This is a genomic window from Helicobacter pylori (genome assembly GCF_001998165.1).
GTDB classification, from domain to species: Bacteria; Campylobacterota; Campylobacteria; order Campylobacterales; family Helicobacteraceae; genus Helicobacter; species Helicobacter pylori_DL.
In genome coordinates, this window is the sequence record NZ_MTWR01000020.1 from 14,544 (window position 1) to 27,351 (window position 12,808).

The 12,808-nt window shown below is 36.8% G+C and carries 8 protein-coding genes and 2 pseudogenes; 6 read left to right on the forward strand and 4 right to left on the reverse strand.

What is annotated here, in order from left to right; genetic code table 11:
• Window positions 1-53: 53 nt before the first annotated feature.
• Genes plsX through BZK24_RS03095 form a run of 3 tightly spaced genes read left to right on the forward strand, consistent with a single transcriptional unit; the run spans window position 54 to window position 2,413 of the window.
• A complete protein-coding gene (gene plsX / locus BZK24_RS03085) occupies window positions 54-1,073 on the forward strand; it encodes a phosphate acyltransferase PlsX (RefSeq protein ID WP_171972384.1) in 1,020 nt (339 codons plus the stop codon).
• Between the two features lie 24 nt (window positions 1,074-1,097).
• Window positions 1,098-2,090, forward strand: a complete 993-nt coding sequence (locus BZK24_RS03090; protein ID WP_077656538.1) for a ketoacyl-ACP synthase III — start codon at window positions 1,098-1,100, stop codon at window positions 2,088-2,090.
• Window positions 2,091-2,110: 20 nt separating this feature from the next.
• Window positions 2,111-2,413 (forward strand): hypothetical protein, encoded by a 303-nt coding sequence (locus BZK24_RS03095; RefSeq protein ID WP_077656539.1) that lies wholly within the window; start codon window positions 2,111-2,113, stop codon window positions 2,411-2,413.
• Window positions 2,414-3,126: 713 nt separating this feature from the next.
• Here the strand turns inward: BZK24_RS03095 and BZK24_RS03100 are convergent.
• Both BZK24_RS03100 and BZK24_RS03105 read right to left on the reverse strand, forming a co-directional pair.
• Window positions 3,127-3,510 carry a hypothetical protein gene (locus tag BZK24_RS03100; protein ID WP_000473924.1) on the reverse strand — a complete coding sequence of 128 codons (384 nt, stop codon included), beginning with the start codon at window positions 3,508-3,510 and terminating at the stop codon, window positions 3,127-3,129.
• A gap of 77 nt (window positions 3,511-3,587) precedes the next feature.
• Window positions 3,588-6,788: an AAA family ATPase gene (locus BZK24_RS03105; RefSeq protein ID WP_077656540.1), complete on the reverse strand. Its 3,201-nt coding sequence runs from the start codon at window positions 6,786-6,788 to the stop codon at window positions 3,588-3,590.
• Here BZK24_RS03105 and BZK24_RS03110 point away from each other — a divergent pair.
• Window positions 6,753-7,993 (forward strand): annotated as a pseudogene (locus BZK24_RS03110) (Mrp/NBP35 family ATP-binding protein). The gene BZK24_RS03105 and the pseudogene BZK24_RS03110 overlap by 36 nt on opposite strands.
• A 59-nt stretch (window positions 7,994-8,052) precedes the next feature.
• Here the strand turns inward: BZK24_RS03110 and BZK24_RS03115 are convergent.
• Window positions 8,053-9,099, reverse strand: a complete 1,047-nt coding sequence (locus BZK24_RS03115; protein ID WP_242423415.1) for a glycosyltransferase family 8 protein — start codon at window positions 9,097-9,099, stop codon at window positions 8,053-8,055.
• The gene (locus BZK24_RS09565) at window positions 9,080-9,235 is read right to left on the reverse strand and encodes a glycosyltransferase family 8 protein (protein ID WP_077656542.1); all 156 of its coding nucleotides are present in this window, start codon (window positions 9,233-9,235) and stop codon (window positions 9,080-9,082) included. The genes BZK24_RS03115 and BZK24_RS09565 overlap by 20 nt, the downstream gene beginning before the upstream one ends.
• 87 nt (window positions 9,236-9,322) lie before the next feature.
• On the opposite strand from BZK24_RS09565, the pseudogene BZK24_RS03125 reads away from it, so the two are divergent.
• Together BZK24_RS03125 and htpG are read left to right on the forward strand one after the other, a co-directional pair.
• Window positions 9,323-10,731 (forward strand): annotated as a pseudogene (locus tag BZK24_RS03125) (outer membrane family protein).
• Window positions 10,732-10,833: 102 nt separating this feature from the next.
• Complete coding sequence (htpG, locus tag BZK24_RS03130) at window positions 10,834-12,699, forward strand: molecular chaperone HtpG (RefSeq protein ID WP_077656543.1); 1,866 nt, start codon at window positions 10,834-10,836, stop codon at window positions 12,697-12,699.
• Window positions 12,700-12,808: the final 109 nt, after the last annotated feature.

The following is a 12,808-nucleotide window of genomic DNA, read 5'->3' on the forward strand; positions in this document are numbered from 1 at the left end:
TTAGTGATAGAAAGTATTTTAAAGGATTGCAACAAGCCTTTTAAGGACGCATGATGAAGATTGTAATAGATTTAATGGGGGCTGACCATGGGGTTTTACCCATTATTGAGGGAGTCTCAAGGGCTTTAGAGAATAAGAGTTTTAGTGCGGTTTTAGTGGGGGATAAAGACAAAGCGACCCCTTTTATTTCTAAAGAGTTAGCCAGCAAAGTGGAAATGATCCACACGCAAGATTACATCAAAATGGAAGAAGCCGCCACTGAGGCGATTAAGCGTAAGGAATCTTCCATTTACTTGGGTATGGATATTTTAAAAAATGGGGCTGACGCCTTGATTTCAGCGGGGCATAGCGGAGCGACTATGGGTTTAGCAACCTTGCGTTTAGGACGCATCAAGGGGGTTGAAAGGCCTGCTATTTGCACTTTGATGCCTAGCGTTGGCAAACGCCCTAGTGCGCTGTTAGACGCAGGAGCGAACACCGATTGCAAGCCTGAATATTTGATTGATTTTGCTCTTATGGGGTATGAATACGCTAAAAGCGTGTTGTATTATGACAGCCCTAAGGTGGGTCTTTTGAGTAATGGCGAAGAAGATATTAAGGGAAACATGCTCGTTAAAGAAACGCATAAAATGCTGAAAGCTTATGACTTCTTTTATGGCAATGTGGAGGGGAGCGATATTTTCAAAGGGGTTGTGGATGTGGTGGTTTGCGATGGCTTTATGGGGAATGTGGTCTTAAAGACAACAGAAGGGGTCGCTAGCGCAATAGGCTCTATTTTTAAAGATGAAATTAAAAGCTCTTTTAAATCTAAAATGGGGGCTTTGATGCTTAAGAATGCGTTTGGTATTTTAAAACAAAAAACCGATTACGCTGAATATGGGGGAGCACCGCTTTTAGGCGTGAATAAAAGCGTGATCATTAGCCATGGCAAGAGCAACGCTAGAGCGGTTGAATGCGCGATTTATCAGGCTATTAGCGCTGTTGAAAGTCAGGTTTGTTTGAGGATTGCCCAAGCGTTTGAGAGCTTGAAGCCTAGCGTTTCTGCACATCAAAGTGATCAGCAAGACGCTTAAAGATGACTATGTTAAGGGGATTGAATGGAATTTTACGCCTCTCTTAAATCCATTGCGATGCATGTTCCAAGCGAGTGTGTGAAAAATGCAGAGTTTCAGCAATTTTTGGATACCAGCGATGAGTGGATAGAAAAAAGGACTGGTATCAAAGAACGCCGTTTCGCTAACGATGAAGAAAAAAGCAGCGATTTAGGGGTAATAGCGGCTAAACAGGCCATAGAGAGAGCGCATTTAACCCCACAAGACATTGATTTGGTGGTTGTGGCGACTTTAAGCCCTGATTTTTTAGCCATGCCTTCAACCGCTTGCGTGTTGAGCGCGAAATTAGGCATTGAAAACAAACCGGCGTTTGATATTTCAGCCGCTTGCACGGGTTTTATTTATTTATTATCGGTGGCTAAGGCTTATGTTGAGAGCGGGATGTACGAAAATGTGCTGATTGTGGGGGCAGAAAAAACGAGCAGCGTGTTAGATTTTAAAGATAGGGGGACTTGTATTTTATTTGGCGATGGGGCTGGGGCGTGCGTGATAGGCAGAACCAAGCGTTTAAAAGAAAGCATTTTAGATGTGCAGATTTCAGCGAATGGGAATTTTTCTAATTATCTTTATACGCCAAGGACTCTAAAACCCACGCCCTTTAACGCTAAAGAAGAAGCTTTAGAGCCTTTTTTGTGCATGAAAGGCAATGAAGTGTTTAAACTAGCGGTGAAAACGCTTTTAAAAGATGTGGAAATGATCTTAGAAAAAAACGCTCTCAAACCTGAAGATGTGCGTCTGTTTATCCCGCATCAAGCTAATTTTAGGATCATTCAAGCGGTGCGAGAGCATTTGGATTTTAAAGATGAGCAAGTGGTTTTAACCGTGCATAAATACGGCAACACTTCAGCAGCCAGTATCCCTATGGCTATGGGTGAAGCTTATGAAGAGGGGCGCTTGAAAAAGGGTGATTTAATGCTTTTAGACGCTTTTGGTGGGGGATTGACTTGGGGTTCAGCGTTGGTGTATTTTGGCGGATAAAAAAGATAAAAGGAGTATTGATGAAAAAGATAATTTTTTTATTTTTAATGGTGTTGGGGGGGTTAAAGTCGCAAAGCACTTATTGCAGCGATTTTTGCGAAGGCACGCCCGATAGCCGTATCCCTCCTATGGAGTTTCATTTCAGTTTTGTGCATTCAGTGAAATATTACTTGCAAGATCCGCAAGAGCGTGATCACAAGCTTGAAAAATGCCACAAAGCCTTTGATTCGACGCTTAAGGTTAATTTTATCACGAAGTCTTTTAAAAAGGATTGCAAGCATGCGCAAATGGCTTTAGAGCAAGCCCAAAAAGGGACTCCATAAAAGGGGTTTCTTTAGGGATTTTATTTCTTATAGCAGAAATTATTTTAAAGTAAAAGACAGATAAGGATTAGGGGCTAGTAGTTATTTTAATACCTATTGTTATTATTGGGTTAGTATTAACAGCTATTAGAGCTACCATAATGGCATTTAAAGGCGATACTGATGGTTTTTTTAGTAGGATATGGGATAATTCGTTGAATATCTCGGCTCTATTCTAGTTACTATAATGATATTTTTTCCTTATATAATTGTGGACCAGTTATCGCTTTAATATTTATCTTATCTGAGCTAGGTTATATAACTTTCTTTAATTTTATAAGATAAATAACTGACTATTATAATAGTCGGTTATACTTATCCTTTTGTTATTTTTTATATTTTTTTTGAACACAATTCTTCCAATGATTAGTAGCGTCTCAACCAAAAACTCAACCAACAACCAATTGAGAACCTAATATAGAAATTAATATTCTTTAGTCTGTTTTTTTAAAAAAGGGGGCTTTGGTTGCTTTATTTTATGGCAAACTTTTAAAGGGATAGGGGGATATTTTGCGCTTTAATATCCCTTTAACCCCCCAACTAAATCCCCCCTAACCCCATAATACCGCATTACAAGAAATTACCGTTTGCTAAACAAACTTTTTGATATTAAAAAAGTTTTTAGCGTTTTTAAATTTTATCACCAACACCCCATTAGAACAAAAACCAAATTTTTATTTGGAAAATTTGTGGTAATACTCGCCCTTGTCCGTGATGATTTTAACTTCTAACAATTGGTTAGGCTTGCAATCCAAGCGGTAAAATATCTGTTGTGAATACTTTAATTCATGATCAAAGAGTTTTTCTTTTTTAAACTTATCGCCAAATTTGGGTTCTACTTTTTTAGTCGCTTCGCATGAATTTCCCCTATTGACAATAAGATTTTTAATCACCACCGGTTCATCGTTCATAGAAGTGATGCTTAAAAGACTAGAGTCCGTCATTTTCCCCATGAGTTTCCCCCCAGTTGCGCGATAATCCAGCTTGAAATCCAAATCCTTTGCCCCCACATAAACACCGCTTATCATCAGCAAGCTCAAACACATTTTTTTAAACATCAAAATCCTTTCAATAATAGTATTTGTGGGGTATTATAATCAAATTTGATATATTCTTTTTTAATCGTTTGTTGCGTTTAGTTTTTGATCAAGTTTGTAGCCCATGCAACCCATTTGAATAATTTTAAAAAATTTCTTTTTGTTTGTTTTTCTACCGCATCTTTTCCGCCATACAAAAGCCTTGTTTTGAACGCCATGGCCAATTCCATTCGCTTATTTTTAGCGTATTTTTTTCTATCGTTTGCGCTGAAACAATCTTCAATTTGTTTGAAATTTTCATCGCATTTTGAGAGTTGTAGGATTGTGATGGGATCATGCATTTCTTCATTAGCGTTTTTAAATTGTTCGCTTTTTGCGTTTTGGTTAAAAACGCATTTTCTGTCATCATCTGTCAAAACAATGGGGTGATTGTCTAACTCGCAGAGTTTTTGAATGGTTTCTTTCATCTTGTTTGGATTGTTTTTAAGCCCTGAAATGGGTAAGAAAGTGAAAGGAATGGGGTTATCTTTGAATTGTGGATTATGCTTATTGAAATACAATTTAAAAGCGCTCAAATAACAATAATTCGTGATGCCTTCCACAAAAATGATCCGGTGTTTTTTTGGGTTATGAAAAACATGCTGACCCACCCCTAAAGAGCGTTTGATTTGATACAAGGCGTCGGAGTCTTTGCCCGCATTATTTAGAGGATAGTTAAAGTGATTCTTGATTACAGAGCTTTCTGTTTCTTTTTCTACAATCCTTATTTCATCTAAATGATCCGTATCCACTAAAAAGGGGTCATGGGTGGCTAAAACAAAAGTAACATGATTTTTATGAGCGTATTCTTTTAAAAACTTCCTGAATTCCTTTCTGGCTGGCACGCTCAAAGGAGTGACTGGCTCGTCCATGACATAGATGATATTCTTGTTAAAACTAAAATGTGATCCCACATAATAGAGAAAACCAAACATGAAATTAAACGCCCATTGGAAGCCGGTGCTTTGCTGGCTTAAGATAATTGGCTCATTTTGATTATCAGATTTTCTGCAATCATGAATTTCAAGTTTTATTTCATATGCCGTAGATTCCTTTGAATAATCATAAAATTTGTTATTGTGTCGGACATGAATTTTTAATTGGTAACTATCTTGGGGACTATCTTCAGCGATCGCTAAAAGCTCATTAAATTCTTTTGTAATTAAAGAATCTATTTTTAATTGCATGTTGTATTCTAAAATTTCTGCAAGATTTTCTAATATTTCTGTAAAATTTACCTTAAATAAAAGAGAGTTTTTATTGTTAAAAAATTCAAGTTGACATACATTGTTATCGCATTCGCCTTTTGCTTCAATATTAAAAGGAAATTCTGATTGTCTGATCTCTTTTAGTAATTCTTGGTCTATTTCTTGCAAGTATTTTTTAGGGATAACAAACGATTTATTATAAATAGAATAAATTTCTAAATCATTATTTTTATCAAACATTATTTGTAACGCTTGCTCATATTTTAAATTTTTTTGATCAAAATTTTTATAATTCAAAATGTTCCCAAAAGTATTCCAAATTGCATTAGGGTGAAAGTCCATTTTCCTAAACAATGAACTTCTAAAGAACCAATCTGATTGGTTAAATTCAGAAGGGGAAGAATAATCAATGCAAGTAAATAATACAGCCTTAAAGTCGTTATCTGTGATTTTTGGCTCTTTGTATTCTTTCATGGTTGGCACGAGTTTGTAAGACTTATAAGATAAACCACCGCTTAAAGGGAATTGAACTTTATTTCTTAAGTTTTGAAACGCTGTATAAGGGTTACACTCTCGGCAATATTCTGCGAACTCAAAATAGTTTTTGCTTTGTTTGACTTTTTCCTTGTTTGCTTCAAATTTATCTTTGATTTCATCAATATTTTTAGGGAACAAACGAGCGTTGCTTGTTTCATCTAAAGTTTTTATGTCTTCCCACAGAAATTTTCTTGCTGATTCAAGAAAATCATTGTATCTGTATTGTTCGATTTCTGAATTGACTAATAAATCTATCTTTTTCAAATAAAGCTGACACATCATGTATTTCACATCTTTAGATGCATCATTAACAACATGGCTTGCTATATAATTTTTGCATATTTGTTGGATATTATCCAATAAAACATCATAATTAAACTTTAGCACTTTTTGATTTTTGCAGTCATTTTCAATTTCTCGGATCAATCGCTCTTTTTTTCGCTCAAAATCCTCTCTTGTTTTTTCAAGGTATTTTAAAGAATTTTTAATTTTCTTTTTAAGGTTGCCTATATTTAACCGGAATGTTCTAAATTGCTGTTTAAAATTTTCATTGATAGGGTATTTTTCATCTATTTCTTTAGTAATATCCTTAATCAACTCTGATGGTATTTCTTGAGATTGTTCATTTTGTAAAACTTTAATTTTTGGTGCAAATTTTTCATCAAAGTCGGTAGTCTTAAAAATTTCATCTAAACCTTTTAGCTTTTTTAAGATGTCTTCATTTTGTGGTTTGATTTCACCTTCACTAAGTTTTTTAAAATAAGAATAAATTTTTGCTAATTGGTTTTGTTTGTGTTGCCCCATGACAAAAAATTCATCTGTGTTGTATTTTTTATCAGGCGTATTGCACTTTATGATTTCTTTGATGCACTGACAAAAATTTTTAATCCATTCGCTATTACCGCTTACATGTTTGATTAATTCTTTGAAAAACAGATTGTTGGTTGCGTTGGCATATTCAGTTACAAGCTCGCTCAATTTTAATTTTTCTTTGTAAAAATCTAAAAATGGTTTTAATGTGTTGTAAGAGATGATAAGATTTATAAAATTACTCACAAGAGTGCAAATATTTGAATAGTCGTTATTGTTAGTGGGAATAGAAACGAAGTTACTGCATTGTTCCCCTAAAGCTTCTACATGTTTTTCAAAAGGATAGCTGATCAGCGTTTTTGATAATTCCTTTAAATTACAACTGATCTCTTTAGATTGGATCCTCAAATCCACGCAAGAAAAACCTGTGATTTTGTGATCAAGGATTGTTTCTTCTTCTAAACTTAAAAGGGAATCTTTTTCATGGGGTTTGAAATAATCTTCTTCATTACAAAGTTTAATATCCGCATCATTAAAGATTTTTAAAGCTTCTAAAACATTGCTTTTGCCGACATTATTTTCCCCCACTAAGATCACCAACCCCCCATGTTTTTCAAAACTTGAATTTAAAGGCAATTCTGTGGGCGATTTTCTACCCAAATTCCTAAAATGGTGCAATTTCAAAACACGCTTATAAAATTCCATGCCCTATCCTTTTTGAAAACGCAAATTTAATTGATGATGCAAAATTAAACAAAACATGCTATAAAGAAAATTCAAATACTATCATTTTAAGGATTAAAATGCTCACCCAAGAAGATGTCTTAAACGCGTTAAAAACGATCATTTACCCTAATTTTGAAAAGGATATTGTCAGCTTTGGTTTTGTTAAAAACATCACCTTGCATGACAACCAATTAGGGCTTTTAATAGAAATCCCCTCAAGCTCTGAAGAAACGAGCGCGATTTTAAGGGAAAATATCTCCAAAGCGATGCAAGAAAAAGGCGTGAAAGCTTTGAATTTGGATATTAAAACCCCGCCTAAACCGCAAACCCCAAAGCCCACTACTAAAAATTTGGCTAAAAACATCAAGCATGTAGTGATGATAAGCTCGGGCAAGGGCGGTGTGGGTAAAAGCACCACTAGCGTGAATTTAAGCATCGCTCTAGCGAATTTAAACCAAAAAGTGGGGTTACTAGACGCTGATGTGTATGGCCCTAATATCCCTAGAATGATGGGCTTACAAAACGCTGATGTGATCATGGATCCTAGCGGTAAAAAACTCATTCCTTTAAAAGCTTTTGGCGTTTCTGTGATGAGCATGGGGCTTTTGTATGATGAGGGGCAGAGTCTCATTTGGAGAGGGCCCATGCTCATGCGAGCGATTGAGCAGATGCTAAGCGATATTATTTGGGGGGATTTAGACGTGCTGGTGGTGGATATGCCCCCAGGGACAGGCGATGCACAGCTCACGCTAGCCCAAGCCGTGCCTTTGAGCGCAGGAATCACCGTTACTACGCCCCAAATAGTGAGTTTAGATGATGCTAAACGGAGTTTGGACATGTTTAAGAAACTACACATTCCTATTGCGGGCATTGTAGAAAATATGGGGAGTTTTGTGTGCGAGCATTGCAAGAAAGAGAGCGAGATTTTTGGCTCAAATTCCATGAGCGGATTATTAGAGGCTTATAACACGCAGATTTTAGCCAAGCTCCCTTTAGAGCCTAAAGTGCGTTTAGGGGGGGATAAGGGCGAACCGATTGTGATCTCTCACCCTAGTAGCGTGAGCGCTAAGATTTTTGAAAAAATGGCAAAGGATTTGAGCGCTTTTTTAGAGAGAGTGGAAAAGGAAAAACTAGCCGATAATAAGGACATCCAGCCCACACAAACGCATGCTTATTCGCATTAGTTTTGAAAGACCGCTTTTTTAAGAAAATACCGCTTGACTTAGCGTCAAGCCCTTTTGTGTTAAATTTTAAAAAACACTTTTAGTATTTTTTTAACCAATCGCTTTACTTTTTGTTTGATCTTAAAAAGCAAAAATCCTACAAGGAGTTTAGAAGAAAGCCTGGGCAGAAGGAATTCAAAAGAATACCGCTTGTTTGAAAAAGATAGGATTTTATTAAGAGCGTGGATTTCTTGGGTTTCTTTGTCTTTGTTTTGAAGGGATTCAAAGAGGTGATCTAAAAAGGGAGCGTTAAAATAGGCGTCTTTAAAAGGCGTTTCAATCAAAACTTCATGCCATTTTTTCGCGCCAATGACGCTTAAGAGTTTCCAGGGTTTATCGCCCCAAAAATGCAGCATGCGCGCTTCTTTGATGCTAGGGAATGAGGGCGTATCAAGGAAACTGGGGTGGGCGTTGTATGAATAAGGCAGTTCTAAAATCCTCCCACGGCACACAAAACACAAAGCGTCTTGATCGGTAAATAAAAGTTTTTCATTTTTCAAAATGAAAAAGGCAATCAATTGGTTTTCCAGATTTTCTTCACGCCACAATTTTAAATTTAAGGCTAAAAACCCGGTGTTAAAGTAGTTGTCAAAAAGGATTTGCGCTTCTTCTAAATTAGGGAAAGCGTCAGCAACGCCGATAGTTTTTGCGTGCATTTGGCGTAATTCGTATAAATCCTTAGCCGAATTCCTGTTTATAGCGATCAAATCTTTTTCCCTCACAGCCCCAAAATAATGCGTTTCAAGGGGGATAAAAAAGCTCTCGCTAATATCATCCACAAACAAAGTATCCACATCAAACATGATCATCTTATCGTATTGGGGGAAAAGGGAGGCAAAAAAGAAACGGCACATGATCATTTTAGAAAAGCGTTTTTGCGAAAAAGCATTGAGTTTTAAATACAATTTTTTAATTTCATTAGCTATTAAAGCGTCAAGCTTGTAATAATTGTGGCGTGGTTCTAATTCTTCATTAGAAATATCCAAAAACTCTATACTGGAAAAAGCGCTAAAAGGAGCGATCGTTTCTTCTAATTTGGCTATATTTTCAGCGCTTAAACCCTCCACCAAACAATGGATTTGATAAAAGAGTTTTACTCTCTCTCTCTCGTTTAGCGTTCGCTAGCATGGAATACAAACTCACACCAGCAAGGATACAATAATTATTATCAAAAACCACCACAATAGGGATAATCTCTTGCATGCGCAATCCTTAAATCTTGAAATTGAACCCGCTAAAAAGGGGGATTTTTGTAATCTTATCGTTTTTTTTTTTTTTTTCAAAACCAAAATGGCGAGTTTGTTTTATGGCATAATATTAAACTTCAATAAAAAGGCGTTTGGTAAAAAGGGTGCTTAATCAAAAAGTTTGGCTAGGGTTTTTGGCTTTGCATGGGGTTTTTCTCAGCGCTTTTGAGTATCAAGTGAGTGCTAGAGTGGGATCGTTTTCGCGCATCGCTTTGAATCAATCAATCATCAATTCCAAAAAAGGGATTTACCCTACAGGGAGTAACCACTACCGGGGCCTTACAAATTGATGTTAGTTTGCTCCCTAAAGGGATTGAAAACCACAAATTGGGTTTTGGGGTAGGGGGCGAAATAGGAGCGTTAGCTTATGATTCCACGAAATTTTTGATTGATGAAGCCAACCCTAAGGCAGGGTTTCAGCCAGCGAACTGGTATTACATGGGGCGATGGGAGGGCTATTTGATGCAACACAGCCAAAATTGGACCAGAGAGCAAAAGGCTCAAAACGCCAGGCCTTATGTGTTATACAATTTGTATTTAGATTATCAATATAAGGACATTTTTGGGATTAAACTAGGGCGTTACCCTTCTAAGGCTTTGTTTTTGAGCGGGTTTAATCAAGGGTTTGAGATTTTTTACCGGTGGAAAAAGTTTAGGATAGAGTGGTTTAGCACCTTTGGAAGGGCTTTAGCCAATGAGCAATACATTAGGGATTTTTACGCTCCTGTCAATTACAAGCAAAAAATCAACTACGGCATGCACAATTTCAATCTCATTTACGAAAATAAATACATTAGGATCGCGCCTTTTATTTGGTTTTACCCTAAGAATTTTAACGCTCCTGGATTTGAAATCACCCATGACACAAAGTCTTATTGGAAATCTCTTTGGCGCATCCAAACGACTTTTTACGCATGGTTCCCCTTTTATAGCGATTATTTGTCTAAAGATTATTACAGAGCCGCTTTAGTGGGTAAAAAAAGCGCGGCTTTGTTTGTGTTTCAAAGAGTGAATTTCCGCTCTTATCGTTTTGGCTGGAGCGTGTATAAGAATTTTGGGAACGGGAGCGTTCAATTAGGCTGGAACGGCTCGCCAGCGGATCCTTTTTATGACACGAAAGATGACACCCCTTATGAAGACGCTTATTCCAATTTTTACAACGCTAATTCCATAACGATTAACGCTTTTGTAGGGAAGAGCATTAAGAATCTTTTGGTGCAATTGTATGGGAAATTGACCTATTCCCAAAGGGCTGATGCGCAAAGCTTAGGGGTTACTTTTAAATATAACCTTAAAAAACATATCTATTTCATGCTAATGGTTAATGGCTATCAAATCACGATGCATAAGGGTTATAAGGTAGGGTTTTTTACAAGCGGTTATAACCCTGATTTCGCTCAAACCATTCAAAACAGAAGCTATTTGATGAGTTCTATGAGTTATCGTTTTTAAGGAATCAAACATTCTTTCATGTTATTTTTTAAGCCATAGAATCCCCCTTTTAAGCGCGCTTTTATTGTATAATCTTAAAAATTTTATTAAAGGAAAAGATCAATGTCTAATCAAGAATACACCTTTCAAACTGAAATCAACCAGCTTTTGGATTTGATGATCCACTCTTTGTATTCTAATAAAGAGATTTTTTTAAGGGAGTTGATTTCTAACGCGAGCGACGCTTTGGACAAGCTGAATTATTTGATGCTAACCGATGAGAAATTAAAAGGGCTCAATATCACGCCTAGCATTCATTTGGGTTTTGATAGCCAGAAAAAGACCTTAACGATTAAAGACAATGGTATAGGCATGGATAAAAGCGATCTCATCGAGCATTTAGGCACGATCGCTAAATCAGGCACGAAGAGTTTTTTAAGCGCTTTGAGTGGGGATAAGAAAAAAGATAGCGCGCTGATTGGCCAGTTTGGCGTGGGCTTTTATTCGGCGTTCATGGTAGCGAGTAAGATTGTCGTTCAAACCAAAAAAGTAACCAGCGAGCAAGCGTATGCATGGGTGAGCGATGGTAAGGGCAAGTTTGAAATCAGCGAATGCGTTAAAGAGGAGCAAGGCACAGAAATCACCCTCTTTTTAAAAGATGAAGATTCTCATTTTGCGAGCCGTTGGGAGATTGATGGCATTGTTAAAAAGTATTCTGAGCATATCCCTTTCCCTATTTTTTTAACTTACACCGATACGAAATTTGAGGGCGAAGGGGATAATAAAAAAGAGGTTAAAGAAGAAAAATGCGAGCAAATCAATCAAGCGAGCGCTTTATGGAAAATGAATAAGAGCGAATTGAAAGAAAAGGATTACAAAGACTTTTACCAATCGTTTGTGCATGATAACAGCGAGCCTTTGAGTTATATCCATAATAAAGTGGAAGGCTCTTTAGAATACACAACGCTTTTTTACATCCCTAGCAAAGCGCCCTTTGATTTGTTTAGGGTGGATTATAAAAGCGGGGTCAAACTTTATGTTAAAAGGGTGTTTATCACTGATGATGACAAAGAATTGTTGCCGTCTTATTTGAGGTTTGTTAAAGGCGTGATTGACAGCGAAGATTTGCCCTTGAACGTGAGTCGTGAAATCTTGCAGCAAAACAAGATTTTAGCCAATATCCGTTCGGCTTCAGTGAAAAAGATTTTAAGCGAGATTGAGCGCTTGAGCAAGGATGAAAAAAATTACCATAAATTCTATGAGCCTTTTGGGAAAGTGTTAAAAGAAGGCTTGTATGGGGATTTTGAAAACAAAGAAAAACTTTTAGAATTGTTAAGATTCTATTCTAAAGACAAAGAAAAATTGATTTCTTTAAAAGAATACAAAGAAAATTTAAAAGAAAATCAAAAAAGCATTTACTACCTTTTAGGCGAAAATTTAGACTTACTAAAGGTGTCCCCGCTTTTAGAAAAATACGCTCAAAAGGGCTATGATGTTTTGTTATTGAGCGATGAAATTGATGCGTTTGTGATGCCAGGCGTGAATGAATACGATAAAACGCCCTTTAAAGACGCTAGCCATAGCGAGAGTTTGAAAGAGCTTGGCTTGGAAGAAATCCATGATGAGGTAAAAGATCAGTTTAAAGATTTAATGAAAGCGTTTGAAGAAAATCTTAAAGATGAGATCAAGGGCGTAGAGCTTTCTAATCATCTCACTTCAGCGGTGGCTTTAATAGGCGATGAACCAAATGCGATGATGGCTAATTGGATGCGTCAAATGGGGCAAAGCGTGCCTGAAAGCAAGAAAACTTTAGAATTAAACCCTAACCATGCGATTTTGCAAAAACTCTTAAAATGCGAAGATAAAGAGCAGTTGAGCGCTTTTATCTGGTTGCTTTATGATGGGGCGAAGCTTTTAGAAAAAGGGGCTTTAAAAGACGCTAAAAGTTTTAATGAGCGTTTAAATAGCGTGCTATTGAAGGCGTTGTAGGGGTTAAAAAGCGGTCTTGGGGGATTTAGTTGGGGTTGTAGGGGAAAATTATTTCAAAATACCCCTATTCTCTTAAGAGTTTAAAACCAAGTAGCTAAAACCCTATTTT

Coding starts and splice junctions, on each gene's coding strand:
- plsX (WP_171972384.1), top strand. CDS start 54: ATGAAGATTGTAATAGATTTAATGGGGGCTGACCATGGGGTTTTACCC.
- BZK24_RS03090 (WP_077656538.1), top strand. CDS start 1,098: ATGGAATTTTACGCCTCTCTTAAATCCATTGCGATGCATGTTCCAAGC.
- BZK24_RS03095 (WP_077656539.1), top strand. CDS start 2,111: ATGAAAAAGATAATTTTTTTATTTTTAATGGTGTTGGGGGGGTTAAAG.
- BZK24_RS03100 (WP_000473924.1), bottom strand. CDS start 3,510: ATGTTTAAAAAAATGTGTTTGAGCTTGCTGATGATAAGCGGTGTTTAT.
- BZK24_RS03105 (WP_077656540.1), bottom strand. CDS start 6,788: ATGGAATTTTATAAGCGTGTTTTGAAATTGCACCATTTTAGGAATTTG.
- BZK24_RS09565 (WP_077656542.1), bottom strand. CDS start 9,235: ATGCAAGAGATTATCCCTATTGTGGTGGTTTTTGATAATAATTATTGT.
- htpG (WP_077656543.1), top strand. CDS start 10,834: ATGTCTAATCAAGAATACACCTTTCAAACTGAAATCAACCAGCTTTTG.